The 23,797-nt window shown below is 68.0% G+C and carries 24 protein-coding genes; 11 read left to right on the top strand and 13 right to left on the bottom strand.

Annotated features, from left to right (window positions below):
* Window positions 1-65: 65 nt before the first annotated feature.
* The 5 genes from ACSQ3Y_RS02210 to ACSQ3Y_RS02190 all read left to right on the top strand — a co-directional run bounded on the left by ACSQ3Y_RS02210 (window position 66) and on the right by ACSQ3Y_RS02190 (window position 5,373).
* A complete protein-coding gene (locus ACSQ3Y_RS02210) occupies window positions 66-719 on the top strand; it encodes a TetR/AcrR family transcriptional regulator (protein ID WP_057266819.1) in 654 nt (217 codons plus the stop codon).
* Between the two features lie 236 nt (window positions 720-955).
* Window positions 956-1,957: a tripartite tricarboxylate transporter substrate binding protein gene (locus ACSQ3Y_RS02205; protein WP_436176295.1), complete on the top strand. Its 1,002-nt coding sequence runs from the start codon at window positions 956-958 to the stop codon at window positions 1,955-1,957.
* A 108-nt stretch (window positions 1,958-2,065) separates the two neighbouring features.
* Complete coding sequence (locus ACSQ3Y_RS02200; protein ID WP_057200369.1) at window positions 2,066-3,229, top strand: Gfo/Idh/MocA family protein; 1,164 nt, start codon at window positions 2,066-2,068, stop codon at window positions 3,227-3,229.
* Between the two features lie 48 nt (window positions 3,230-3,277).
* A complete protein-coding gene (locus tag ACSQ3Y_RS02195; protein WP_436176294.1) occupies window positions 3,278-4,489 on the top strand; it encodes a dihydrodipicolinate synthase family protein in 1,212 nt (403 codons plus the stop codon).
* A gap of 5 nt (window positions 4,490-4,494) precedes the next feature.
* Window positions 4,495-5,373 (top strand): sugar phosphate isomerase/epimerase family protein, encoded by an 879-nt coding sequence (locus ACSQ3Y_RS02190; protein ID WP_436176293.1) that lies wholly within the window; start codon window positions 4,495-4,497, stop codon window positions 5,371-5,373.
* Window positions 5,374-5,403: 30 nt separating this feature from the next.
* Here the strand turns inward: ACSQ3Y_RS02190 and ACSQ3Y_RS02185 are convergent, their stop codons facing one another.
* Window positions 5,404-6,651: an MFS transporter gene (locus ACSQ3Y_RS02185; RefSeq protein ID WP_057200372.1), complete on the bottom strand. Its 1,248-nt coding sequence runs from the start codon at window positions 6,649-6,651 to the stop codon at window positions 5,404-5,406.
* Between the two features lie 104 nt (window positions 6,652-6,755).
* Here ACSQ3Y_RS02185 and ACSQ3Y_RS02180 point away from each other — a divergent pair, with 104 nt between their 5' ends.
* Entirely contained in the window at window positions 6,756-7,592 is an 837-nt protein-coding gene (locus ACSQ3Y_RS02180; RefSeq protein ID WP_057266824.1) for an AraC family transcriptional regulator, read from the top strand.
* Between the two features lie 141 nt (window positions 7,593-7,733).
* On the top strand, window positions 7,734-8,327 hold the full coding sequence (locus ACSQ3Y_RS02175; RefSeq protein ID WP_436176292.1) for a hypothetical protein: 594 nt from the start codon (window positions 7,734-7,736) through the stop codon (window positions 8,325-8,327).
* An 18-nt stretch (window positions 8,328-8,345) separates the two neighbouring features.
* On the opposite strand, the gene ACSQ3Y_RS02170 is transcribed toward ACSQ3Y_RS02175, so the two are convergent.
* Together ACSQ3Y_RS02170 and ACSQ3Y_RS02165 are read right to left on the bottom strand one after the other, a co-directional pair.
* The gene (locus tag ACSQ3Y_RS02170) at window positions 8,346-8,783 is read right to left on the bottom strand and encodes a hypothetical protein (protein ID WP_436176291.1); all 438 of its coding nucleotides are present in this window, start codon (window positions 8,781-8,783) and stop codon (window positions 8,346-8,348) included.
* A gap of 15 nt (window positions 8,784-8,798) precedes the next feature.
* Window positions 8,799-9,206, bottom strand: coding sequence for a tautomerase family protein (locus ACSQ3Y_RS02165; protein ID WP_436176290.1), 408 nt, complete (start codon window positions 9,204-9,206; stop codon window positions 8,799-8,801).
* A 138-nt stretch (window positions 9,207-9,344) separates the two neighbouring features.
* Between ACSQ3Y_RS02165 and ACSQ3Y_RS02160 the strand changes: the two genes are divergently transcribed.
* Complete coding sequence (locus ACSQ3Y_RS02160) at window positions 9,345-10,265, top strand: LysR substrate-binding domain-containing protein (RefSeq protein ID WP_436176289.1); 921 nt, start codon at window positions 9,345-9,347, stop codon at window positions 10,263-10,265.
* A 111-nt stretch (window positions 10,266-10,376) separates the two neighbouring features.
* On the opposite strand, the gene ACSQ3Y_RS02155 is transcribed toward ACSQ3Y_RS02160, so the two are convergent.
* The 4 genes from ACSQ3Y_RS02155 to ACSQ3Y_RS02140 form a co-directional block, all read right to left on the bottom strand.
* Window positions 10,377-11,018 carry a nucleoside/nucleotide kinase family protein gene (locus tag ACSQ3Y_RS02155; RefSeq protein ID WP_436176288.1) on the bottom strand — a complete coding sequence of 214 codons (642 nt, stop codon included), beginning with the start codon at window positions 11,016-11,018 and terminating at the stop codon, window positions 10,377-10,379.
* A 15-nt stretch (window positions 11,019-11,033) separates the two neighbouring features.
* Window positions 11,034-11,825 (bottom strand): ATP-binding cassette domain-containing protein, encoded by a 792-nt coding sequence (locus ACSQ3Y_RS02150; protein WP_436176287.1) that lies wholly within the window; start codon window positions 11,823-11,825, stop codon window positions 11,034-11,036.
* Window positions 11,825-12,775 carry an ABC transporter permease gene (locus ACSQ3Y_RS02145; protein ID WP_218885811.1) on the bottom strand — a complete coding sequence of 317 codons (951 nt, stop codon included), beginning with the start codon at window positions 12,773-12,775 and terminating at the stop codon, window positions 11,825-11,827. The genes ACSQ3Y_RS02150 and ACSQ3Y_RS02145 overlap by 1 nt, the downstream gene beginning before the upstream one ends.
* A gap of 151 nt (window positions 12,776-12,926) precedes the next feature.
* Window positions 12,927-13,934 carry a sugar ABC transporter substrate-binding protein gene (locus ACSQ3Y_RS02140; protein ID WP_436176286.1) on the bottom strand — a complete coding sequence of 336 codons (1,008 nt, stop codon included), beginning with the start codon at window positions 13,932-13,934 and terminating at the stop codon, window positions 12,927-12,929.
* Window positions 13,935-14,249: 315 nt separating this feature from the next.
* Between ACSQ3Y_RS02140 and ACSQ3Y_RS02135 the strand changes: the two genes are divergently transcribed.
* From ACSQ3Y_RS02135 to ACSQ3Y_RS02125, 3 genes are all read left to right on the top strand, one after another.
* Entirely contained in the window at window positions 14,250-15,257 is a 1,008-nt protein-coding gene (locus ACSQ3Y_RS02135; RefSeq protein ID WP_200963939.1) for a LacI family DNA-binding transcriptional regulator, read from the top strand.
* 339 nt (window positions 15,258-15,596) lie between these two features.
* Window positions 15,597-16,229, top strand: coding sequence for a flavin reductase family protein (locus ACSQ3Y_RS02130; RefSeq protein ID WP_057266830.1), 633 nt, complete (start codon window positions 15,597-15,599; stop codon window positions 16,227-16,229).
* Window positions 16,230-16,322: 93 nt separating this feature from the next.
* Window positions 16,323-17,750, top strand: coding sequence for a hypothetical protein (locus ACSQ3Y_RS02125; RefSeq protein WP_436176285.1), 1,428 nt, complete (start codon window positions 16,323-16,325; stop codon window positions 17,748-17,750).
* A 7-nt stretch (window positions 17,751-17,757) separates the two neighbouring features.
* Here ACSQ3Y_RS02125 and ACSQ3Y_RS02120 read toward each other — a convergent pair whose 3' ends face one another.
* From ACSQ3Y_RS02120 to ACSQ3Y_RS02095, 6 genes are all read right to left on the bottom strand, one after another.
* Window positions 17,758-18,696, bottom strand: a complete 939-nt coding sequence (locus tag ACSQ3Y_RS02120) for an alpha/beta hydrolase (protein ID WP_436176284.1) — start codon at window positions 18,694-18,696, stop codon at window positions 17,758-17,760.
* Between the two features lie 34 nt (window positions 18,697-18,730).
* Complete coding sequence (locus ACSQ3Y_RS02115; protein ID WP_057200385.1) at window positions 18,731-19,666, bottom strand: hypothetical protein; 936 nt, start codon at window positions 19,664-19,666, stop codon at window positions 18,731-18,733.
* Window positions 19,667-19,694: 28 nt separating this feature from the next.
* Window positions 19,695-20,312 (bottom strand): penicillin-binding protein activator LpoB, encoded by a 618-nt coding sequence (gene lpoB, locus ACSQ3Y_RS02110; RefSeq protein WP_057200386.1) that lies wholly within the window; start codon window positions 20,310-20,312, stop codon window positions 19,695-19,697.
* Window positions 20,313-20,341: 29 nt separating this feature from the next.
* Window positions 20,342-20,740, bottom strand: coding sequence for a YcfL family protein (locus ACSQ3Y_RS02105; protein ID WP_057200387.1), 399 nt, complete (start codon window positions 20,738-20,740; stop codon window positions 20,342-20,344).
* A gap of 31 nt (window positions 20,741-20,771) precedes the next feature.
* Complete coding sequence (locus ACSQ3Y_RS02100; protein WP_436176283.1) at window positions 20,772-22,322, bottom strand: COG3014 family protein; 1,551 nt, start codon at window positions 22,320-22,322, stop codon at window positions 20,772-20,774.
* Between the two features lie 321 nt (window positions 22,323-22,643).
* On the bottom strand, window positions 22,644-23,396 hold the full coding sequence (locus tag ACSQ3Y_RS02095; protein ID WP_057200389.1) for a hypothetical protein: 753 nt from the start codon (window positions 23,394-23,396) through the stop codon (window positions 22,644-22,646).
* Window positions 23,397-23,797 lie beyond the last annotated feature (401 nt).

Raw genomic sequence — 23,797 nt, 5'->3', positions numbered from 1 at the left:
ACAAAATCGCTTCTGGATTTCCAGAAGGACTGGATTTTGTTAACCAGATAGTGAACTATTCGGGCATGACCAAAGACACAGAGCCGACTCCTGCCAAGGAGCGCCAGCGCGACGCCGACCGCTCACAGGGCGCGATCTTCAGCGCGGCACGCGACGAATTCGCCGAGCACGGCCTGGGCGGCGCCCGCATGGACCGCATCGCCGAGCGCGCCGGCCTGAACAAGCGGCTGATCTACTACTACTTCGAGGACAAGGAAAAGCTCTTCCAGGCCGTGCTGGAGCAGGCCTACCTGCACATCCGCGAGGAGGAGCGCAAGCTCAACCTGCTGGAGCTGGAGCCCGCCACCGCCATCCGCCGGCTGGTGGAGTTCACCTGGGTGTACTACCTGGAGAACCCGCAGTTCCTGACCCTGCTCAACAGCGCCAACCTGCACAAGGCACGCCACCTGCAGGAGTCGCAGCGCGCGCGCGAGATGAACTCGCCGCTGATCGCCACGCTGGGCGAGGTGCTGGAGCGTGGCCGGCGCGAGGGCAGCTTTCGCGGCGGGGTGGACCCGCTGCAGCTGTACGTGTCGATCGCCGGGCTGTCGTACTTCTACCTGTCGAACAACCACACGCTTTCGTCCATCTTCGCACGCGACCTCATGGCGCCCAAAGCCCGCAACGAGCGGCTTTCGCACATGTGCGACATGGTGCTCGGCTATGTACTGAGGAGCTGAGCCGGGCCAGCGCAGCAGCGCTTGCCTCCGTCCAATCGATCCCCCTCTGGAATGCACGGGTTGTCGGGCAGAAGGCGCAGCGCGGGCGCTCAGGTTGCGTATTTCCGGGTAAACCCCTAATTGCACCCCGCGCAACCGCGTTGACGTCCGGTGGCTGATCCTGAAAAATGCACTCTATTCACCAATCAGTGAATTAAGAGCAAGTTCAAGCCTGCCACCCCGGAGACAAATCCACCATGCCTACCACGCGCCTCGCCCGTTTTGCCCGCACCGCTGCACATGCCGCGCTCGCGGGTGCTGTTCTTTCCACCCTGCCCCTGGCCGCGCTGGCGCAGGGCGCCTACCCCACCAAGCCGGTGCGCGTGATCGTGCCCTTCGCGGCGGGCAGCACCACCGACATCATTGCGCGCGCCATCGCCGACAAGATGGGCCAGAGCATGGGCCAGTCGCTGGTGGTGGACAACCGCGGTGGCGCCAGCGGCACCATCGGCCAGCAGGCAGTGGCCACGGCGGCGCCCGACGGGTACACGGTGATGATCCACTCCTCCTCGCACACCGTGAGCCCGCTGACCTTCGCCAAACTGCCGTTCGACACCACGGGCGACTTCGCGGGCGTGACGCCGATCTCGTCGCTGCCCAATGCGCTGGTGATCTCGCCCGCCAAGGGCATCAAGACGCTGCAGGACCTGGTGGCTTCGGCCAAGGCCAAGCCCGGAACGGTCAACTTCGCCTCGGCCGGCCAGGGCAGCGCCACGCACCTGAACGCCGAGAAGTTCAAGCTGGCCGCGAAGATCGACGCCACCAACATCCCCTTCAAGGGCTCTGCCGAGGCCGTGACCGAGGTGCTGTCGGGCCGCGTGGACTACTACTTCTCGCCCATTGCGCCCGTCATCGGCCAGATCAAGGACGGCCAGTTGCTGGCGCTGGCCGTGGGCTCGCCCAAGCGCGCGGCCGCCCTGCCCGACGTGCCCACCACGGCCGAGGCCGGCGTGCCCGGCTCGGAATTCAACTTCTGGATCGGCATGATGGTGCCGGCCAAGACGCCGCGCGACATCGTCAATCGCCTGCACGACGAGGTCGTCAAGGCGCTGGCCACGCCCGAGGTGAAGGAGCGCTTCCTCAAGCTCGGCGCTGACGCCTGGACGCTCAAGCCCGAGCAGTTCGACGCCTACATCAAGGACGAGATCAAGAGCAACGCCGCACTCGTCAAGGCGGCGGGTCTCCAGCCCACCCAGTAAACCCGGCCGCGCAGCACCGCACGCCCGCCCCTGCCATGGGGGTGGGCCAGGCCGCGCCTTTGCCATTCCTTTTTTGCAACCTTTGAACTGAACGAACGGACCGACACCATGGCAACCCAACGACTCGGACTCATCATGCACGGCGTCACCGGCCGCATGGGCATGAACCAGCATCTGATCCGCTCCATCTGCGCCATCCGCGCGCAGGGCGGCGTCGTGCTTTCCAACGGCAACCGCGTGATGCCCGACCCCATCCTGATCGGCCGCAACGCCGAAAAGATGGAGGCGCTGGCCAAGGCGCATGGCATTGCACGCTGGGGCACGGACCTTGACGCCGCGCTCGCCAACCCCGAGGACACGGTGTTCTTCGACGCCGGCACCACGCAGATGCGTCCCACGCTGCTGGCCAAGGCCATCCGCGCGGGCAAGCATGTGTACTGCGAAAAGCCCATCGCCACCAATTTGAACGAGGCGGTGGAGATCGCGCGCCTGGCCTCGGGCTCGGGCCTCAAGCACGGCGCGGTGCAGGACAAGCTGTTCCTGCCCGGCCTGCGCAAGCTCGATATGCTGCGCCGCGCGGGCTTCTTCGGCCGCATGCTCAGCGTGCGCCTGGAGTTCGGCTACTGGGTCTTCGAAGGCGACCTGCAGCCCATCCAGCGCCCGAGCTGGAACTACCGCAGCGAAGACGGCGGCGGCATGATCCTGGACATGATGTGCCACTGGCGCTATGTGCTGGACAACCTGTTCGGCGAGGTGAAGTCGGTCTCGTGCATCGGCGCCACGCACATCCCGCAGCGCTGGGACGAGGCCGGCCAGCCGTACAAGGCCACGGCCGACGATGCGGCCTATGCCACCTGCGAGCTCACGGGCCACAACGGCGAGCCGGTGATCGCGCAGCTCAACATGAGCTGGGCCACGCGCGTGCGGCGTGACGACCTCGTCACCTTCCACGTGGACGGCACCGACGGCTCGGCTGTCGCCGGCCTGTCGAGCTGCCGCGCGCAGAGCCGCGTGGCCACGCCACGCCCGGTGTGGAACCCCGACGAGAAGCAGACCATGAACTTCTTCGACCAATGGCAGGAGATCCCGGATTCGCAGGTCTACGACAACGGCTTCAAGATCCAGTGGGAGCACTTCATCCGCCACGTGGTGGAAGACGCGCCCTATAAGTGGACCCTGCCCGAAGGCGCCAAGGGTGTGCAGCTGGTCGAGGCGGCCCTGGAGAGCTGGAAGGAGCGCCGCTGGGTGGACGTGACACCGCTCAAGGGCTGAGCCCGCCGCAGCAATCCCTTTTTTCCATCCACTTTCTCCGATCACCACATGGCCCTCAGCCTATCCCTGCCCACGGCCGATGGCCGCATCACCCACTACACCCTGCAAGGCCGCACGCCGGTCGTGCCGCAGCAGGGTGCGGTGTTCAACCGCATCGCCTACTCGGCCGCCCATGTGGTGGCGAATCCGCTGGCCGCCATCGACCCCTGGCTGCAGTGCGCCGTGGACTGGGACGCGACCATCGCCTACCGCCAGCGCCTGTGGTCGCTGGGCCTGGGCGTGGCCGAGGCCATGGACACCGCGCAGCGCGGCATGGGGCTGGACTGGCCCACCTCGCTGGAGCTGATCCGCCGCTCGCTCGACGCGGCGCGCGACTTCGGGCCCGGCGCGCTCGTGGCCTCGGGCTGCGGCACGGACCACTTGGTGCTGGACGAGGTGAGGTCGGTGGACGACGTCATCCGCGGCTATGAGGAGCAAATGGAGGCCATCGAGAAGCTCGGCGGCAAGCTCATCGTGATGGCCAGCCGCGCGCTGGCCCGCGTGGCCAAGAGCCCTGCGGACTACGAGCGCGTGTACGACCGCATCCTCTCGCAGGCACGCCAGCCCGTGGTGCTGCACTGGCTGGGCGACATGTTCGACCCGGCGCTGGCGGGCTACTGGGGCTCGCGCGACGCGGACGCGGCCATGGACACGGCCCTGGCCGTGATCGCCGCGCACCCGGACAAGGTCGACGGCATCAAGATCTCGCTGCTCGACAAGGACAAGGAAATCGCCATGCGCCGCCGCCTGCCCGCCACGGGCGGCACCGACGGCCAGGGCGTGCGCATGTACACGGGCGACGACTTCAACTACGCCGAGCTCATCGCGGGCGACAGCGCGGGCGCCACGCCGCGCCAGGGCCAGAGCGATGCGCTGCTGGGCATCTTCGACGCCATCGCCCCGGCCGCGAGTGCCGCACTGGCGGCCCTGGCCGCAGGCGACACGGCGCGCTTTCACGCCATCCTGGGGCCCACGGTGCCGCTGTCGCGCCACATCTTCGCGGCGCCCACGCGCTTTTACAAGACGGGCGTGGTCTTCATGGCCTGGCTCAACGGGCACCAGAGCCACTTCACCATGGTGGGTGGGCAGCAGAGCACGCGCTCGCTGGTGCATTTTGCGCAATTGTTCCGCCTGGCCGACCAGGCCGACCTGCTGGAGCAGCCCGAACTGGCCGTGCAGCGCATGGGCCACCTGCTGGCATTGCACGGCGTGAGCGCCTGACCGCCATGCGTGACTTCTCGCAAGACCACCGCTGGCTGTCGATCAACACCGCCACCGTGCGCAAGCAGCAGGGGGCCGAGGTGCCGCTTTCGCGCATCATCGACCAGTGTGCCGAGCGCGGCATCCGCGCCATCAGCCCCTGGCGCGACCAGGTGGCGGCTGCGGGGCTTGACGCCACCGCGCGCCAGTTGCGCGCCCATGGCATGGCGCTGTCGGGCTATTGCCGCGGCGGCTTCTACCCGGCGGCCGACGCGGCCGGCCTGCGTGCCGCACTCGACGACAACCGCCGCGCCATCGACGAGGCCAAGACCCTCGATGCCGCCTGCCTGGTGCTGGTGGTGGGCGCCCTGCCCGGCGCGCTGGACGGCACGCCGCACTACACCGACCTCGCCCGCGCACGCGGCGAGGTGTTCGACGGCATTGCCGCATCGCTCGACTACGCGCGCCAGGTGGGCATGCCCCTGGCCATCGAGCCGCTGCACCCCATGCAGGCGGCCGACCGCGCCTGCATCAACACGCTGGAGCACGCGCTGGACATCTGCGATGCGCTCGATGCACAGAAGACCGGTGCGCTGGGCGTGGCCCTGGATGTGTACCACGTGTGGTGGGACCCCAAGCTCGCGCAACAGATCGCGCGCGCCGGCCGGGAGCGCCTGCTGGCCTTCCACGTTTGCGACTGGCGCCTGCCCACGCGCGACCTGCTCAGCGACCGGGGCATGATGGGCGATGGGGTAATCGAACTCCGAAAGATCCGCCAGTGGGTCGAGGCCGCAGGCTTCGCGGGCTATGCCGAGGTGGAGATCTTCTCGGCGCTGGACTGGTGGCAGCGCACGGGCGAGGACACGCTGGACACCTGCATCGCGCGGCATTGCACCGTGGTTTGATGTGGCGGGCAGCGCCCGCGACATGCTGCTTCAGGCGGCCACCGGCGCCAGGGTGCGCCGCACGCGGCGCACATTGAAAGCGCTGGCGATCAGCACGCCCTGCACCACGGCCAGGCCCAGCAGCACGGCCGTGAAGCGGCCCTGGTCCAGCAGCACACCGAACAGCAGCGGCGACAGGGCCTGGCCGATGTCCAGCCCCGAGTACACGATGCCGTAGACACGGCCCGTGGAGCCCTCGGGCGTGGAGCGCTTGACCAGCAGGTCGCGCGAGGGGCCGGCGATGCCGGCACAGAAGCCCATCACGCCGAACATCACGGGCACCAGGGCGCCGGGCGGATGCGCCAGCGCCAGGGCCACCGCCACGCAGGCCGCCAGGCCGAAGCCCACGCCCACGATGCGCTCGCAGCGGCTCGGCTCGGCGGCGAGAAAGCCGCCGAGCACCATGCCACCCGCGCTGGCCACCATGTAGACCGTGAGGCACATGGCCGCCAGCGCCACCGGCACCGCGTGCAGTTGTCGCGCGGCCTCGGGCGCGAAGGCCTGCACCACGTTGAGCGAGACGGCGTAGAAGAAGAAGAACGCAAAGCACATCCACACGGCGGGGATGCGCAGGAAGGCGAAGTTGCCTTGCGCTGGCACGCCGGTCGCGCCGACCTTGGCAGCTGGTGGCAGGGCCGGCAGTTCGAGGTGGCGGCGGTTGAACAGCAGCACCAGCAGCACGGCAAACGCCAGCACGCCGGCACAGACCAGCGCCACGCGCCACGAGAACGCGATCGCCAGCGGCACCAGCATGGCCGGCGCCAGCGCCCAGCCCAGGCTACCGGTGATGCCGTGCACGCTGTAGGCATGGCCCAGGCGTGGCGCGCTCACGCGCCGGTTGAGCAGCGTGTAGTCCACGGGGTGGAATACGCCGTTGCCGATGCCCGCGAGCACCGAGAACGCAGCCAGCATGCCATAGCTGGTGCTGGCCGCAAAGCCGAACGCGGCCAGGCCCAGCAGCGCCAGGCCGCCGAACAGGATGGGGCGCGGACCGAAGCGGTCGACCACGAAGCCCGAGCCCGCTTGCACGGCGCACGAGACCACGAAGAAGATGGTCATGAGGAAGCCCAGTTCGGTGTAGCCGACCTGGAAGGCGTCCTTGAGCCACGGGAACAGCGGCGCCAGCAAGAGCTGGCTGTAGTGGCTGATGAGGTGGGCGATGCCCACGAGGCCGATCACCCCGGCGTCGGCACGCAAGGGGACGGCAGCAACGGGGCTAGTGGGGTTGGCAGAGGTCATGGCGGCATCGTAGTATTGCGCCTGGATTTCTGGAATGCGACGGAAAGACAGCTTTCGGCGAATTTGCGCCAACAGCGCATACAAAACAAAGCACGGAGCCCCCGATGGCACGCACCAGCCAGGTTGCCCCGCTCGGGGACATGGACCCTTTCGCCCCCAACCCTGCACACCCGGTGCGGGTGCGTGCGCGCAACATGCCGGCCGATACGCATTTCGAGCCGCACCGCCACGCCTGGGGGCAACTGGCCTACTGCGCCAGCGGCGTGATCCAGGTGAGCGTGGTGGCCCCGGTCGCACCGACTGCCTACATCGTGCCTCCCTCGCGCGCGGTCTGGATCGCCCCTGGCGCGCTGCACGCCATCGCCGTGCTGGAGGCGGCTGCGTTCCGCACCCTGTACATCGACCCCAGTGTGGTGCCCGCCGACGGTGCCGTCTGCCGCGTGATGGCCGTGACGCCACTGCTGCGCGAGCTGGTGTCCGCGCTGGACCCCGTGGGCGGCACGCCACCCGGCCCCGCGCGCGAGGCGGCCCTGACCGCGCTGGTGCTGGGCGAAATCGGCGACGCCGAAAGCCTGGCCCTGGGCGTGCCCCTGCCCGGCCCCGACAGCGACAAGCGCCTGCGCGCCCTGTGCACCGCCGTGCTCGAGGCACCCGGCCGCCACGCCACGCTGCACGATTGGGCCACCGACAGCGGCGCCAGCGAACGCACCCTGGCCCGGCTGTTCCACGCGCAGTTCGGCATGGGCTTTGCGCAGTGGCGCAAGCAGGCGGTGCTGGCCCATGCCTTGCCCCGCCTGGCGCGCGGTGAATCGGTGGGCCAGGTGGCCGCCTCCAGCGGCTATGCCAGCGAAAGCGCGTTCTCTGCCATGTTCAAGGCAGCCATGGGGCAGCCGCCCAGCTGGTTCATCGGCAGGAACGATGCCTATGCGCCTTCCGCTTAAGTTGCCAGCCACCGTGCGCCACGCGTTCGTGGCAACCGCCAGGTTACTTTCAGCAACCGCTCAAACAGCAGTAGCGATGGAGCAAGCCCGGTGCGGCGATACTGGCAACCTGCAACACAAGGTTTCGGGGGAGAGGGAAGCATGGTTCGACAGCTGTTCATTGCCACCGCCTGTCTGGCGCTGGCGGCCCCGGTCTGGGCCATCAACAAATGCACGGGGCCCGATGGCAAGGTGGCCTTCCAGGACGCGCCTTGTGCGGGCAGTGGCAAGGGCGAGAAGGTCGAGGTGCGGCTGTCGAGCAGCGGCATAGGTACCGCCGCGCCCGCTGCCGGCGCCGCAGCCCCTGCGGCCAGCCCGGCCTCGGGTGCATCGGCAGCGGCCCCCGCAGCCGGTGCCGCATCCGCCCCTGCCGCGCCGGCTGCTGCCACGGCACCGGCTCCCCGCAAGGAAGGCGCCTTTGGCGAGACCTGGCGCAGGAAGACCGACCTGGAGCAGCGCCTGATCCGCGAAGCGCGCGGCGCACTGCAGACCCACCAGCAGCGCTGCGTTGCCGAGCAGCGCGACCGGGCTGCCCGCCGAACCCAGGCACGCACCAACGCCGTCGTGGCGACGTCCGAACAGGCCATCACCTCCGAAATGCAGGCCGCGGCCGCCGCCTGCGAGCTGCGCTCGCGTGAGCTGCAGGCCAACGTGGATGCGCTGGAGAAGGAACTCCGGGAACTGAGCAAGAAGTAGGTCCAGCAGCACCGCTACCTATCGTTTTGCAGCCAGCCCCTCGGGCCAGAAAGCCGCCCGGATTTCCGATGCGCAGTACGGCATTGCGATCACCGCGCCCCACAGGGCACTTCCCAACGCAAAGGATCCGTGGGCGAGGCCCGACAGCACCACGGGCCCACCGAACACCAGCAGGACACACATCGCCAGGCCCGACCACAGCGCAAAGCCGGGCGCCCAGGGGCGAAACCGCAGCAGGCCGTAGATGCTGGCCAGCGTGGCGACCAGGGCCGTCAACGCCCCCGACACCAGCGCCAACGTGATGGCCGGCTCCTGGTCTTGCTCCAGGTAGCTCTGGAAAGCGTCCTTCAAGCCCCGGGGCACCAATTCAGGCAGCAGAAGCCGCTCGGCGACCTCGGCCAGTATGGGAAGCGCCACGGAAGCGATGACCAGCCAGCGGTAGTTTGTCGTGTTCAAAAAATCCCTTTGTGTTCAGCCCGGCGCCCCCACCTGCTGCACCAGCCCCATGGCAAAGCGCCCGTGGCCCACCGACCAATCGGAATAGTCGTTCTCGTGCATGAAGATGAACACGTCGGCCGGGGCCACGTGCGCCATTGCCTGCAGGTTGCGAGCGATCGCAGCATACAGGGCGCGCTTCATCGCATCGCTGCGCCCGCGCCGCAGGGTGATCTCGACGACGACCACCGCGTCCGACCGCGTCACGCCGTTGAAGCTGCGGCTGAACGCGAACTGCCCCGGCGCATAGCCGGTGACCATGTTGAACAGCTCGTCCTCGGGCATGCCGATACCCTCGACCAGCGCCTGGTGGATGGCCTGGACGATGGCCTCACGCTCGGTGGCGGGGGTGGCTTCGGGCAGATGGGTGTGGATGAAGGGCATGCTGTATGTTCCTGGCAGTCAAAATGGGCCCGCGGCACGGTGGGATCGTGCGCCGGAAGAACCCAAATTCTTGCGGTTGACGCCCTGGTAGAAAAGCGATTTATGCTCCGGCCCTATGTGCATTTACATCACATAGCCATGAAACACCGCCTGCCCCCGCTCGCTGCCCTGCGCGCCTTCGAAGCCGCCGCCCGCCTGGGCCGCATGACGGCCGCGGCCGATGAGCTCTCGGTGTCGCCCGGTGCCATCAGCCGCCAGGTGCGCCAGCTCGAAGACCACCTGGGCCTGGCGCTGTTCGACGGGACCAAGGCCCGGCCCACGCTGACGGCCGCGGCGCGCACGCTGCAGCCGGTGCTGACCCACGCCTTCCAGCAGATCGAGGACACGGTGCGCGCCCTGGGCGACGCCCACCACGGCCCGCTCGACGTGGCCTGCTTCAGCACCTTCACCGTCAAGTGGCTGATCCCGCGGCTGTTCGACTTCCACGCGCAGCACCCGGGCATCGAGGTGCGGCTGCGCACCACCGACACGGGCACCGATGCGGCGCGCGAGGGCTGCGACCTGCTCATCACCGCCGAGGACGCCGGCATGCCCCGCGACGCCAGCACCACCCTGCCTCTGTTCGCCGAGCGCCTGGGGCCGGTGCTGGCCCCGGCGCTGGCCGCGCGCACCGGCATGCCGCGCACGCCAGCCGACCTGGCCGGCCAGCCCCTGCTGCACACGCGCACGCGGCGCAATGCCTGGCAGATGTGGGCCGCATCCGCAGGCGCGGTGCTGCCCGCCGCCACCGCCACCGCCTCGGGCCCGGTGTACGAGCACTACTACTTCACGCTGGAGGCCGCCGTGCGCGGCCTGGGCATTGCCGTGGCGCCCTGGCACCTGGTGATGGACGACGTGCAGGCCGGCCGGCTGCTGGCGCCGCTGGGCTTCGCCGCCTCGGGCTACGACTACCTGGCGCTGCGGCGCACGGGGGCCGCGCACCCGCGGCTCGATGTGTTCTGCGCCTGGCTGGCGGCGCAGGCGCGCGCGATGGCCCCGCCCCTCACCGTGCAGGCTTGAGGGCGACGCCGGGTCCAGGCGTCATACGGATTTGCATTCGACCAGCCGCAGACAGTGTTGTAGCACCGCAAGGCGAACCAACGACGTTAGACGGTTGAAGGCGAATCCGTATCAGTCATCCCAGCGGAACAGCATGTGGGCCCGGGGCCTGGTGGTCTCGATCAGGCGCGCATTGGGCTCATCCGTGCGGCCCACCCAGGCCAGCGCATCCTCGCGGCTGCGGCCGTACTCTTCATGGCGCTGGGTCAGGCGGCTGGTGCGCAAGCCGTCGTCGACATCGACGTACCAGACCTCGTCCAGCAGCCCGGCAACGCCTGCCCAATGGCCGCTGTCGAGCAGCAGGTAGTTGCCTTCGGTGATGACGAGCTGGGTCTGGGGCGCCACGGCGATGGCGCCTGCGATGGGCTCTTCGATCTCGCGCCGGAACTCCGGTGCATAGACGATTTCGCCGGGCTGCTGCGCCCGCAGGCGCCGCAGCATGGCGACATAGCCTGCGCTGTCGAAGGTGTCGGGAGCGCCCTTGCGATCCGCGCGGCCCAGCCGTTGAAGCTCCACATTGGCCAGGTGGTATCCATCCATGGGGACCACCTGCGAGACGTTGGCGAAAGCCTGCTGCAGTGTCAGGGCCAGCAGGGATTTTCCGGCGCCCGGAGGCCCGACCAATCCCAGCAACTTGCGTTGGCCGTCCTGGAGGAGTTCGTGCATGCGCGCCAGGTGGCAGGGCGGGACGGAGGGAAGTGTGCGGGTCGTCATGCGTTCATGGATTCTTCAGGCCCGCCATTCGGCCGGGATCTTTTCCGCAGGCAATGCACCGGTCATGACCGAGACGGTGTCGCTCATGGTCACCGCCTTCGGATCGAGCACGGCACCGCGCTTGCCCAGGCGTGCGACATGGATGCGATCGGCGATCTCGAAAACATGGGGCATGTTGTGCGAGATCAGCACCACCGCCAGGCCCCTGTCGCGCACACGGCGGATCAGCTCCAGCACCATGTTGCCCTCCTTGACGCCCAGCGCCGCAGTCGGCTCGTCGAGGATCACCACATGCTCGGCAAAGGCCGCTGCGCGCGCCACGGCCACGCATTGCCGCTGCCCGCCGGACAGGGTTTCGACCGCCTGCGTCATCGAGCGGATGCCGACCTTCAGGTCGTTCATGCGCGCAATGCTTTCTTCGAGCATCCGCTTCTTGTCGAGCATACGCAGCACATTGCCCAGGAAACCCTTGCGGCGCAGTTCGCGACCCAGGAACAGGTTTTCGGCAATCGTCATCGCAGGGGCAACGGCCAGGTCCTGGTACACGGTTTCGATACCTTCGCGGCGCGCATCGACCGGGCCCTTGAACTGCACCGGCTTGCCGTCGAGCTCGATCACGCCTGCATCGGGGATGGTCGCGCCCGACAGGCATTTGATCAGGGAGGATTTGCCAGCACCGTTGTCGCCGATCAAGGCGAGGATTTCGCCGGCGCGCAGCTCGAAGTCGGCGCCGTCCAGGGCCGTGACCTGGCCGTAGCGCTTGACCAAGCCCGTGGCGCGCATGACGACGGGGGATTGCGCAGCCATCAGCGGCCTCCTTTGCGCGACAGTTGGTCGACCGTGACGGCCAGGATCACGAGGATGCCGGTGATCAGCATCTGGTACACCGACGACACCCCCATCAGCGTCAGGCCATTGCGCAGCACGCCCACCACCACGGCCCCGATCAGCGAACCGAGCACCACACCACGGCCGCCGAACAGGCTGGTGCCGCCCAGCACGACGGCCGTGATGGCATCCAGCGCCTCGGTCTGCCCGGCGTTCGGATCGCCCACGCCGGTGCGGGCCACGGCCAGCAGCGAGGCGATGCCATAGAACACCCCGGACAGGGCATACACGCCAAGGATGATGCGCTCGGGCGGAATGCCGACCAGCCGCGTCGCCTCCGGGTTGTTGCCCACCGCATAGACATGCCGGCCCGACGCCGTCTCGCGCAGCCAGAACCATACGCCCAGGTACAGCAGCACCATCAACACCGTGCCATACGCAATGTTGGTGCCACCGATGGCGAAGGTACTGCCCAGCCAGGTCATGGCCCCCGGCACCTCGGTGACCGTCTGCGCCCCCGAATACAGCTGCGTGATCGCAAAGGCGATGTTGAAAACGCCCAGCGTGACGATGAACGGCGGCAGCTTCAGGCGCGTGACGAGCAGGCCGTTGATCAGAGCGAACAAGGTCGTCACGGCGATGCCGGCCAGCACCGCCAGAAACGGCGGCAGCCCGAAGTCGGCGGCCACCTTGGTCATCACGATGCTGCCCAGCGCCATGATCATGCCGCACGACAGGTCGATGCCGGCGGTCAGGATGATCAGGGTCTGGCCTATGGCGATGACGCCGACGACCATGACCTGCTGCAGGATCAGCGAAAAGTTGTCCGCACTGAGAAAGCGGTCGGTAGTGGCGCCAAAGATGGTGCAGGCAATCAACAACGCGATGAAGGGCCCGAGCTGGCCGAGGGGGGGCAGTTTGTCTTTCAACGGGATGATCCTCAGGATAGGAGGCTGAGGGCAGGCACACGGCAGACCTCAACCCGAACGCTGCAGCAACGCCGACAGGCACGGCCTTGCCAGAGCATGCCAGGCAGCGCAGCGGGACCCGGCCCCGCGCAGCCGCCTGGTGTGCGAATGGCTACTTCTTGCCCCAGCACAGGTCGGTGCCGGTCTTCACGTCCTTGCTGTCGACGCCCGCAACGGCCTTGCCGGCGATCAGGGTCACCCCGGTGTCGGTGTAGCCGCTGACTTTCTTGCCACTCTTGGCGTATTCGATGCCGGCCTCCACCCCCATGGCCGCCATTTTCAGGGGGTACTGCTGCGAGGTGGCGGCGATCTTGCCAGCCGCCACATCCCTGATGCCGTCGCATCCGCCGTCCACGGAGACGATCATCACGCCCTTTTCCTTGCCGGCCTTCTGCAGCGCATTGAATGCGCCAGCGGCTGCCGGCTCGTTGATGGTGTAGACCAGGTTGATGTCGGGGTTCTTCTGCAGGCAGTTCTCCATTGCGGTCTGGGCCTTGCTGCGGTCACCGAAGCTGTCTGCCATGCACACCACCTCTGCGGGCTTGGCCAACTCGTTGTTCTTCGCTTCGTAGCTGGCTAGGCCGAAGCCCTGCAGGAAGCCGTTGTGCCGCTGCGCACCGACCGGGTGGCCGGGCAAGAGATCAAGCGTTGCGATCTTCACCGGCTTGCCCGGCGCACTGGCGGCGAGGGCGGCCTTGGCGTACTGGCCAATCAGCACGCCGGCCTTGTAGTTGTCGGTGGCAAAGAGCGCGTCGGTGCCGTCGGCAGGGTCGGTCGGGCTGTCCAGCGCGATCACCATCACCCCTTTGTCGCGCGCCTTCTTGATTGCGGGCAGGATGGCCTTGGAGTCATTGGGTGTGATGAGTATGGTCTTGGCACCCGCGCCGATCATGTTCTCCATCGCGGTGATCTGGCCGGCATTGTCGCCATCGGCCTTGCCGGCGCCGCTGAGCAGTTTGGCCCCCTTGGCCTTGGCGACCTCGGCGGCACCCTCCTTCATCTTCACGAAGAAGGGGTTGGTCTCGGTCTTGGTGATCAGCCCGATGACCGGCGTATCGGCCATCGCCGCGCCGGAGGCGGTCAGCAGGGTTGCGATCAGGGTGGCGTGCTTCAAGTTCATCGGATGTCTCCAGGATGTGGTCGGGTCCCAATTCAGCGATGCGCAGGCCCTTGCCTGTACACCTGCCGTGTGCGATTATCGTAATGCGCAAGCGCTTGCGCAAGCGCTTGCTACCTAGGGAAATCCATAGCATCCGCAGGCTTCCGGTATCTGTTTGTCACGGCCTTCTGCTGCCCCTGTGCATGGAGTAGGACAGCGGCAATTCAGTGCAGAAATACCGGAATGGGTGCGATACGATGAAGAAGCCTCTGGCCTGTCCACCACAGCACAGCGTGGCAGCACGGGCGATGGAAGTTGGAGCTCAACGGAGAAATGATGATCACGATGGAAACCGTCGCGGCGGCCGCAGGGGTATCGACTTCAACGGTCTCGCACGTCATCAACAAGACGCGCAAGGTGCACCCCGATACCGAGCGGGCCGTGCTGGACGCCATCGACCGGGTCGGCTACTCGCCGAACCACCTGGCGCGTGCCCTGGCAGGTGCGCCGACCAGGACGGTCGGGGTCGCCATTTCGGTGTTGTCGAACCACTACTTCGCAGCCGTGGTGCGTGCCATCGAGGCAGAGTGCGCAAAAAGGGGCCTGATGATGCTGCTGGCCGACACCCACGAGGATGCGGACTACGAGTTGAAGGTGGTGCAGGCCTTGCATGAGAGGCGTGTCGACGGCATCGTGATTGCGCCCTGCGCCGAGCCGCAGCACCGTGCGCTGGACTACCTGCGCGACAAGGGTGTGCCCACCGTCCTGGTCGACCGGTTTGTGGGGACCACCTTCGACCAGATCGGCGTGGAGAGCCGCGATGCGGCCCAGACCCTGGTGGAACACCTCATCGGGCTGGGCCACAGGCGCATTGCCTTGGTGTCGGGTGCACCGGGTCTGTCCACGACGACGGAACGGCTCGAAGGCTACTGCCGCGCGCTGGCGGCGGCAGGCATTGCTTTCGACCCCGCCCTGGTCCAGAGCGGCGAGTCGCGGTCTGGGCCGGCCTGCGCGGCCGTCCACCACCTGCTGTCACTGGACCAGCGCCCCACCGCCCTGATGACCGGCAACAACCTGATGACGATTGGCGCCATGCAGGCCTTGCGCTCTGCGGGGCTGAGCGTTCCCGACGACATTTCGCTGGTTGGCTTTGACGACTTCGACTGGGCTGACGTCTTTTCTCCACGCCTGACGGTCATGGCGCAGCCGGTGGAAGAGCTCGGCACCCGGGCTGTCCGCCTGCTGGCCCGGCGCATTGCGGACCCTGGCGCGCGCCGCCAGACCGTGCGGCTCGCGCCCACGCTGCGGCTGCGCGACTCTGCGGGAGTGCCTGGCTCCAGGTGACACGGTTGATGCCCCTGGGAACATTGAAATAGTCGCCCAGCACAGCAGAGCCCGAGGCTGGACCATGGCTTGGCCCGAGCGCTGCAGTATGGGCACGCGCAAGGTGCGGGCGAAGTAGTTCGGCAGCTCCTGGTGATTACAGTCCAGCGCGGCGCGAAGGGACGAACGCGAGTCAACAGGTGGCCCGGCCGCTATCGAAAATGCAAATTTCTCTCATGCTGCCGTATAGCCCCAACGATCTGCCGACTGTGCTCCCTGCCCGCCATCAACCCCGGCCGTGCACACTCGACGCGCTTCACGTATGGTGGCGGTTCCGCCCCTCCCACTCTGCCCTGCCCCATGGCCACACCCGCCCCCTCTTCCATCCACAGCTACGAGCCGCGCAACGGCCATGGCCTGCCGCACGACCCGTTCAACGCCATCGTCGGGCCGCGCCCTATCGGCTGGATTTCGACGCAGAGCGCCGCTGGTGCGCTGAACCTGGCGCCCTACAGCTTCTTCAACGCCTTCAACTACGTGCCGCCCATCGTGGGCTTTGCGAGCATCGGCTACAAGGACACGGTGCGCAATGTCGAGGACACGGGTGAATTCGTCTGGAACCTGGCCACGCGCAGCCTGGCCGAGGCCATGAACCAGAGCTGCGCGGCGGTGCCGCCCGAGGTCGACGAGTTCCAGCTGGCAGGGCTCACGCCGCAGGCCAGCACCCAGGTGGCGCCGCCGCGCGTGGCCGAGAGCCCTGTGGCCTTCGAATGCCGGCGCACGCAGATCCTGCAATTGCAGGGTCTCGACGGAACCCAGGTGCCGACCTGGCTGGTGCTGGGCGAGGTGGTGGCCATCCACATCGACAAGGCGCTGCTCAAGGACGGTGTCTACGACACGGCCGCAGCAGGCCACATTTTGCGCGCAGGGGGCCCGGCCGACTACTTCACGGTGGGCCCGGAACAGCTGTTCAAGATGTACCGCCCCCGCTGAGCCAGTTCCGCCCGGTTGCCAGCGGTTACAACTGAGGGCGAGCGGCAGGAAACCAGGCGTGGCAGCATCCATGCGAGATCTCAGGAGACCGCCATGCCCCGCCCTTCCCTCGCCCTGCTGGCCTCGCTGGCGCTGCTGGCCAGCGCCGCCGTGGCCGCGCCCACCGTGGGGCCCTGCCCCGTGCTGCCGGCCGACCATGTGTTCAACACGCGCATCGACCAGTTGCCGGTGCACCCGCAGTCGGCGGCCTTCCTGCAGACCATCAGCCCGAGTGCGCGCCGCCTGCACCTGGACTTGGGCCAGAGCGAGGACATGGCCAGCACCGAGTACTGGGGCATTCCGTACAACGTGGTGCGCGGCAGCCAGATCACCTGGCCCGCGGTCTACTTCGATGCCGACGGAGCCCCCGACGAGAGCGATTGCGCGCGCGCCGACGGCAGCCTGGCGCGGCCCTGCACGGGCCTGACCAGCCCCGCACGCCTGCCCTTCCCGCTGCAGCCCAAGGTGGAAGGCGGCATCAGCAGCAACAAGGCGATCTACAACGACCACCACATCCTCAGCGTGGACACCGACACCTGCACGCTGTGGGAGAGTTACCTGAGCTATGCCCGGCCCGACGGCGGCTGGGACATCTACAGCAGCGCGGCCTTCGACCTGCGCTCGAACGCGCTGCGTCCTGCGGGCTGGACCTCGTCCGACGCGGCGGGCTTTCCGATTTTCCCGCTGCTGCTGCGCGCCGACGAGGCCAGCACCGGCGAGATACAGCACGCGCTGCGCTTCACCATCCAGAGCAGCAAGATCCGCACAAGCTACACCTGGCCGGCGCGCCACCTCACGCGCAACGGCGATGCCTCGGCCGCTAAGCCGCCGATGGGCCAGCTGTTCCGCCTGCGCGCCGACTACCCGGTGCCCGAGAACTACACTGCGCAGGCCAAGGCCATCCTCAACGCGCTCAAGCGCTATGGCATGTACATCGCCGACGGCGGCTCGGACATGTACATCACGGGCGACCCGAGCCGGCTGTGGCAGGACGCGACCATCTCCCAGGTGCAGACCGTGCCGCACACGGCCTTCGAGGCGGTGGACCTCTCGCCCATCACCGCGCGCGCGGGCTTCAGCGCCGACAGCGGGCGCGTGCCGCCAGCGGCCGGCGCCACACCCGCAGGCTTCTCGGCCACCGCCGAGGGCACGGTGCAGTCGCTTCGGCTGACCGGGCGCGTGCAGCCCGCATCGGGCGACGTGGGCCAGGGCGGCGTGGTCTATGTGGTGGCCGCCGTGCCGGGCGTGGGCCTGGCAGTGCTGTCGCCACAGGGCTGGACGCTCTTCAACGGCGCCTCGACACCGACACCGACACCGGCACCGGCATGGCAGGGCACGCTGGCCGCTGCCCAGACCGTGCCCATCCTGGAGCTGGTCAACGTGAGCGGCCTGCGCGGCACCCAGTTCTTCCTGGGCTACGGCACCAGCCTCGCCGACATGCTGAACAACGGCAAGTTCCAGCTGATCTACACCGTGCCCTGAGATTCCGTCAGCGCGACAGGGGTGTGCACAGGCCCTGTTGCGGGTCGCGCGCCCACTGCTCGAGCCAGGCCCACAGCTGCTGCACGCCGTCGCGGCCCGGGCTCTGCAGCCCATGGTCGGCACCCGGAATTTCCCGTGCACACCAGGGCGCCGTACGGCCCACAGCCAGCCGAGCACCTTGCTCGAAAGCGGCCGGCGGCACCAACGCATCGGCACCACCCCAGACCTGCAGCACCGGCCAGGGTCCCTCGCGCAGGGGCTGGGCCAGCGGCCAGTGCCACAGGTCGCGCCAATAACCCAGGCTGCGGCCCTGCGCCATCGTGCTGTCGGGCAGGCTGCCGGCCTGCAGGCGACCCAAGGCCTCCCAGTCAGCCGAGACACCCAGACGCTTCGCCTGCAGGGCACCCGCTTCGCGCGGGTCGAGCCCGCTGGAAGACAGCAGCACCAGGCCCGCCAACCCAGGCACCTCGGGCGCGAGCGAAGGCAGCAGCTCGCCCCCTTCGGAGATGCCGACCAGCACCTGGGGAAGCACGGGCAGGCCCTGCGCCTGGCGCTGCCCCGCATCGGCGCGCAACGCGGCGCGGGCATGGTCGCGCCACGCCGAGAGCCGGTCGGCCTGCACGAAATCGGCAGCGCAGGCCCCCGCCGCCGTGCGCGCACCGGGCGCCACGCCGGGCTTGTGCAGCACCAGCACCTCGGCATGCAGCAGGCCCGCGAAATAGCGGTCGGCCAGCGGCCCCATCCCGGCGCAGCCCGATCCCGGCACCACGACCACGCGGTAGCGCAGCGGCGCGGTGCGCGCGGGCCGCTGCAGTGCCTGCACGCGGACCTCTCCCGCCCCGGGCAACAGGTAGGGGGCGAAGGCCGTGGCATCCGCAGCAGCCTGCGCGGCGCAACCGGCCACGAAAAAGGCCAGCGCGAGGCTGGCCTTCAGGGCGGGACGCATGCGGCCCATCATGGTTGCAGGGAACCCGCCAAGCTCACTTGAGGATCAGCACCTGGTCGGGCTGCTGGGGCACGGGCATGGGCTGGCCGCCGCCCTGGTAGACCACGGGCGGTGGTGGTGGGCGCACGCCGCGCGCCAGATGGGCGTCGGTGTAGCCCAGCTGGCCGGCCAGCTGTTCGTACACGCTCTGCGCCAGGCTGCGCGAGGTTTCGCTGATCACCTTGGCCCGGTTGGGCGGAGCGATGTCGCCGCGGTTGGACAGGATCTTGGTGTCGTTGCCTTCGCCCTGCGCGGAGAAGGCGGCCTTGATCTCGTAGGTGCGGGTGTTGATCAGCGAGAAGTCGGCCAGGAGCTGCAGGCCATACTGGCGCGTGGCGCTGCTCGTGCCCTGCAGGGGCGAGAGCGCATCGGTGAAGTTGATGCTGGAGACCACGCCGAAGAGCACGTAGTCGGCACCGGCGAATTCGCCCTTCTTGATGCGGGCGGTCACGTTGGCCACCTGGTTCTGCGCCTGGGGTGCGGCCATCTTGCCGGTCTGCACCTGGTTGAGCACCTGCTCGGCCTTGCTGTTCTGCGGCTTGCCGGCATCAAAGCCCTTGCCCTGCACCAGGCGGAAGTAGGTGCCCTGCAGGAGGGCGCCCTTGATGTCGTTGGTGTAGCCACCCAGCTCGCGCTGCTCGATGTAGCTGTAGCGGCCGGCCACGTAGGTGCCGCTGGCCTGCTCGGAGGCCTGCATGGAGTGGCTGCCCGAGCCGCCGTACATGCCGTGGCTGGCGCTGCCGCCGGCGCTCATCTGGGCACTGCGCTGGTAGGCGCCGGCCACGAAGTATTCCGAGACCTGCTGGGCATAGGCCAGGTCGGTCACGGCGATCTTGGGGGCGGCGTTCTGGGCCTGGGCGCCAGCGCTCCAGGTCAGGGCGGTGACGGCCAGCACGGACAGTGCGGCCGCGAGGGTGGTTCTGCGTTGCATGGTGAAGTCCTTTCAGTGCCGTGGTCGATCAGCGCTTGCTGGTCTTGCGGATTTCTTTTTCGTCCTGCCATTCCACGGTGCCTTCCTGCACGTCGAACAGCTTGAGCGTGAACTTGTAGTACACGTCCTTGGTGGAGTTGCTCTGCTTGACGATGCTGGTCAGCTCGCCTTCCATGCTGTACTTGGCGGCCGTCATCTGGCCGACCTTGGCGGTGGTGCCCTGCTTGTACAGGCCGCTCTGGTTCTGGCGCTGCAGCTCGTCCACGCCCTGCTGCATCTCGTTGATGGAGCGCACGAAGCGCACCTTGCCGGACTTGACCAGCGAGGTCTGTATCGAGTTCATCACGTTGGTGGTGTCGATGTACTCGCTGGTCTTGTTCTTCACGGTGGAGATGGTCACCGTGGGGCGGCCCTGGAAGATGCCCGTTTCGAGCAGGCCACCGGTCATCTTCTCGGCGATCATCTGCAGGTCGGTGGAGCCGAACTCGTTGGTCACCAGTTCCACGGCCTTGGCGTCGCCGTAGTTGACCTGGCGGTCAAAGCGCACGGTGGGCGAGGACAGGTTCTGGCAGGCCGAGAGGGCCAGAGTGCTGGCCGCGAAGGCCAGGACGAGCGCGGTGCGCTGGATGCTGCTGTTGCGTTGCATGGTGTTTTCTCCGGTCGGCGCTGCGGTGTTCAGCGCGGTTCTACGTTCATTTCCAGGCGCAGGTCGACTGCGGCGCTGGTGGGGGCTACGCTCTTGACGGTCTGCTGGCCCAGGCCCAGCACACTCATCTGCTTCCACGACTCTCCGTCACCCACCTGGTTGCCCACCTGGTCCAGCCACTTGAAGCGGTAGAACACGGTGCGGTCGGTGCGGCCCATGTTGGCCATGTCGGCCTGCACCACCAGGATCTCGTTGGTGCGCACGATGCGCATCTCGCGCACGGCGATGCTGTTGGCTTCGCCGCGCAACGCCACCTTGGAGGCCACGGCGATGGGGGTCGCAGGGTCGTGCAGCTGGGCGTGGGCCGCAGCGCCGGTCAGTGCCATCACGGCGACGCCGATGGCGGTCAGGTGGGTGCGGATAGTCATGGGTAAGGCTCCTTGGAAAACGGTCTTCGGTTCAGTTCTTGGCCGGGGTCACGGGCGCTGCCGCGGGCTTGGCCGCAGGCCGCGTGCGGTTGGTGGTGGTGGTTGTCTTGGTGGTCGTCGTCGTCGTGGAGATCGTCTTGGTGGACGAGGAAGGCACGTCGACCGCTGGGGCCACGGCGGCCGTGGAAGCCGTTGCGGCCAGTTGGCCGACCGAGGCCACGTCGCCCATGAGCACGCTGTTCTCGTACAGGCGCAGGGGCACCAGGGCGTACTGGCCGTCGACCTTCACGGGCTGCGGCAGTGCGCGGCCGTTGATGGTGATGGTGTGCTCTCCGGGTGGCAGGTAGCCACGGGCCACGTAGACACGGCCGGGCAGCATGCGCCACATGCGGTCATCGGCCTGTTCGGTGGCCGAGGCCGCCACGGCACCCACGATGCCGCCCAGCAGGCCGCCCTTCTTTTGCAGCTGGTCCTGCAGCACGCCCTTGGCCACGGCGCGGGTGAAGCCGCGCAGCACCATGCCGGGCATTTCGTCCTTCAGGGCGCGGCGTGCCATCACGTTCACGTCCACCACTTTTTCAAGCTTGAAGTCCGTGCCGGCGGCCGACAGGTTGGTCAGCGGCGCGTCGCGCGAGGGCTCGATCACAGGGTAGGAAACGCTCACCGTGGTCCAGCGGCTGCCCACGGGCACCGGCAGGGTGAAGGCGCGGGGCTTGCGCGCAGGGGCGTCGCCGGCCTCGACCACGAACAGCACGTCGGTCATGCGCTGGCGGCGCTTCCAGGTGAAGCTGGTGCGGCTGTCCAGGCCGCGCAGGCCTTCTTCGAGCACGCCGGTCTCGGGCTTGAGCTCGATGGCCTTGCGGTAGCCTGGCGCGGCCAGGCCCGGCTCATTGAGCATCTCGTACAGGAAGCCGGCCAGGTAGTGGCTCAGGGCGTTCTGGTAGCCGTTCTTCAGGGCCAGCACTTCGGGGTCGTTGAAGGTCTCGACGGGGTAGCCGTTGAGCTCCTTGCCGCCCGAGGTGGCGCCCTTGGACTTGGCTTCCTGCTCGGCCGCCAGGGTTTCCTTGGAGCGGAACTCGGCAATGATGGCTTCGCGCTCATGCGTGCGCTTGATGTCCACGCGGGCGTTTTCCACGTCGCCCACGGCCACGCGGTTGAGCGCCAGGCGCGTGGTCAGCCAGACCTTCTCGTAGTCCTGGCCTTCATAGGCCTTCAAGCGCTCGCTGATCAGCGCTGCGCCCACGGTGCCCATGAGCTTTTGCGGATTGCTCTTGGCCGTGTCTTCCCACTCCTTGACCTTCACGTCGGCCAGCAGAAAGGCGTTCGTGCTGTCCGCGTAGCGGCGGTCCATGCGCAGCAGCTCGCCGCGCTCCATGTTGAAGAGCAGCGCGGTCTTCTCGTCCTCGGTCTTGGCCGTGGATTCGAGCTGTGCGATGGCGGCGGGAATGCCACCGCTGCGGCCGGCGCCCTGCACGTCGCTGGCGAGCTTGTCATGGCTCTGCATCGTCGCGCAGCCCGTGAGGGCGGCGCTGAGCGCCAGCACCCACAGAAGGCGGGGACGCAATTGGGGTCGAATGGTCATGAATACTCCTTGCAAATGATTCGGGTGTTCACCAGAAAACCCCGGCGACGCGCCCCTGCTACAGCAACGCGGCGGCAGACACCCATGGGGGTGCCGAACGCGGCATGCTGATTGCGATGGAGGTTGTCGACCGGACAAGGAAAGCTGTGCAGGACCTCGCGCTCCCTCCTGGCGCTGGTCCTCGCGGTTGCGGCTGCAAGCCCCTTGTGGCTGTGAATTTCTTGGTTCTTGTGTGCTCTGAAGCCAGGGCGCAATGTAGCAAAAGGATGTATCTTTTCTGTAACCGACAAGGGCTGGGGAAAACAGTTGTAGCGGTGCATTTCAGGCCCCCTTTTCAGTCAGCAAGGGCAGGCGGTAGATCCACACCACCCGACCGCCCGGTGCACGCAGCTGGGCACGGGGCAGCAGGCCGGGCACGGCGAACTCCAGGCTCACCAGCCAGGAGCCGGGCGCCATCTCGGCCTGGGCCTTGGCGGCGGCGCGGGCCATGCTCTCGGGGCGCTGGAACAGGTAGACCATCTGGTAGCCGCTCCAGTCGGCCTGCCACATGTCGCCACGGCGCACCTTGGCCCAGGGGCAGCGCAGCGCGCAGGCCAGGCGCAGTGGCCAACTCCATTCCAGGCCCTCCATGCGTGCATCGGGATAGGCGTGGCGCAGCGCGATGAGGCCATCGCCCAGGCCGCAGCCGGCGTCAAGCACCCGGGCGCCCGGCGCCAGGGAAACCTGTACCGCCAGCGCCTGCAGCGCATGGCGCGGCGTGGGGAAGATGGGCGCGTCACGCCAGGCATTGAGGGGGTAGACCGCCAGCAGCAGGGCCAGCGGCACCAGCCAGGCCCAGGCCGGCAGGCTGGCCAGGCCGGTGATCGCCAGCGACAGCGGAAAGCCCAGCGCAATCAGCGCGCGGCGCCACCAGCTGGCACCCAGCAGGCTCGCAGCCGTGCCCAGCAGGCAGGCGGCCACCAGCGCCGCCATGGGGGGCACGGCCCGCTGCAGGCTGAGGTACAGCAGCCATGCTCCCGCCCACGCCAGCAGCGCGGGAAGGGGCCAGGGCAGCAGGCGCAGTGGCATATACATTACAGGCCGAAAAGGCCTTGCTGGGAATGGGCGGTGCCGGAGACGACCAGGCGCACAGTCTGCGCGCAAATGGCGCAAATGGCCACGCCCGGCAGGCACCATCCTGTGGCCAGGACGGCAGGGAACGGCGGGCGGTGTGCGCGGGACATGGGGCTCTCCAGAACTCCCCCGGTGCACATGCCCCGGGATGGAATGGAGCGCAGTGTAGGCCGGCATGGCGCACCGCAACACGCCTGTGCAAGCCGCCGCGGCACGATTGTGTGCACTTTGTCACGTGGCCCCGTGCCAGAGGGCTCCGTGCGCCCTGAACAGGCACCGCCCAGAGCGGACAACAAAACTCAGCGAAGCGGTTCTGGCCAGGCGCTGCGTCGCAGGCGGTACGGGTGTACGACCAGACGCAG

The sequence above is a fragment of the Acidovorax sp. LjRoot66 genome, assembly GCF_964253305.1.
In the GTDB taxonomy this organism is placed as follows: domain Bacteria; phylum Pseudomonadota; class Gammaproteobacteria; order Burkholderiales; family Burkholderiaceae_C; genus Acidovorax.
Note: the sequence above shows the minus strand (reverse complement) of the source record. Positions and strands in the feature narration are given on the sequence as shown.

Excerpts from the sequence above, each read along its gene's own strand:
- ACSQ3Y_RS02165 (WP_436176290.1), bottom strand. The coding sequence starts at position 9,206 with ATGCCCTTCATCCACACCCATCTGCCCGAAGCCACCCCCGCCACCGAG.
- ACSQ3Y_RS02135 (WP_200963939.1), top strand. The coding sequence starts at position 14,250 with ATGATCACGATGGAAACCGTCGCGGCGGCCGCAGGGGTATCGACTTCA.
- ACSQ3Y_RS02115 (WP_057200385.1), bottom strand. The coding sequence starts at position 19,666 with ATGCAACGCAGAACCACCCTCGCGGCCGCACTGTCCGTGCTGGCCGTC.
- ACSQ3Y_RS02105 (WP_057200387.1), bottom strand. The coding sequence starts at position 20,740 with ATGACTATCCGCACCCACCTGACCGCCATCGGCGTCGCCGTGATGGCA.
- ACSQ3Y_RS02195 (WP_436176294.1), top strand. The coding sequence starts at position 3,278 with ATGGCCCTCAGCCTATCCCTGCCCACGGCCGATGGCCGCATCACCCAC.
- ACSQ3Y_RS02160 (WP_436176289.1), top strand. The coding sequence starts at position 9,345 with ATGAAACACCGCCTGCCCCCGCTCGCTGCCCTGCGCGCCTTCGAAGCC.
- ACSQ3Y_RS02140 (WP_436176286.1), bottom strand. The coding sequence starts at position 13,934 with ATGAACTTGAAGCACGCCACCCTGATCGCAACCCTGCTGACCGCCTCC.
- ACSQ3Y_RS02185 (WP_057200372.1), bottom strand. The coding sequence starts at position 6,651 with ATGACCTCTGCCAACCCCACTAGCCCCGTTGCTGCCGTCCCCTTGCGT.
- ACSQ3Y_RS02120 (WP_436176284.1), bottom strand. The coding sequence starts at position 18,696 with ATGCGTCCCGCCCTGAAGGCCAGCCTCGCGCTGGCCTTTTTCGTGGCC.
- ACSQ3Y_RS02150 (WP_436176287.1), bottom strand. The coding sequence starts at position 11,825 with ATGGCTGCGCAATCCCCCGTCGTCATGCGCGCCACGGGCTTGGTCAAG.
- lpoB (WP_057200386.1), bottom strand. The coding sequence starts at position 20,312 with ATGCAACGCAACAGCAGCATCCAGCGCACCGCGCTCGTCCTGGCCTTC.
- ACSQ3Y_RS02155 (WP_436176288.1), bottom strand. The coding sequence starts at position 11,018 with ATGACGACCCGCACACTTCCCTCCGTCCCGCCCTGCCACCTGGCGCGC.
- ACSQ3Y_RS02100 (WP_436176283.1), bottom strand. The coding sequence starts at position 22,322 with ATGACCATTCGACCCCAATTGCGTCCCCGCCTTCTGTGGGTGCTGGCG.
- ACSQ3Y_RS02130 (WP_057266830.1), top strand. The coding sequence starts at position 15,597 with ATGGCCACACCCGCCCCCTCTTCCATCCACAGCTACGAGCCGCGCAAC.
- ACSQ3Y_RS02095 (WP_057200389.1), bottom strand. The coding sequence starts at position 23,396 with ATGTATATGCCACTGCGCCTGCTGCCCTGGCCCCTTCCCGCGCTGCTG.
- ACSQ3Y_RS02205 (WP_436176295.1), top strand. The coding sequence starts at position 956 with ATGCCTACCACGCGCCTCGCCCGTTTTGCCCGCACCGCTGCACATGCC.
- ACSQ3Y_RS02125 (WP_436176285.1), top strand. The coding sequence starts at position 16,323 with ATGCCCCGCCCTTCCCTCGCCCTGCTGGCCTCGCTGGCGCTGCTGGCC.
- ACSQ3Y_RS02175 (WP_436176292.1), top strand. The coding sequence starts at position 7,734 with ATGGTTCGACAGCTGTTCATTGCCACCGCCTGTCTGGCGCTGGCGGCC.
- ACSQ3Y_RS02190 (WP_436176293.1), top strand. The coding sequence starts at position 4,495 with ATGCGTGACTTCTCGCAAGACCACCGCTGGCTGTCGATCAACACCGCC.
- ACSQ3Y_RS02180 (WP_057266824.1), top strand. The coding sequence starts at position 6,756 with ATGGCACGCACCAGCCAGGTTGCCCCGCTCGGGGACATGGACCCTTTC.
- ACSQ3Y_RS02200 (WP_057200369.1), top strand. The coding sequence starts at position 2,066 with ATGGCAACCCAACGACTCGGACTCATCATGCACGGCGTCACCGGCCGC.
- ACSQ3Y_RS02210 (WP_057266819.1), top strand. The coding sequence starts at position 66 with ATGACCAAAGACACAGAGCCGACTCCTGCCAAGGAGCGCCAGCGCGAC.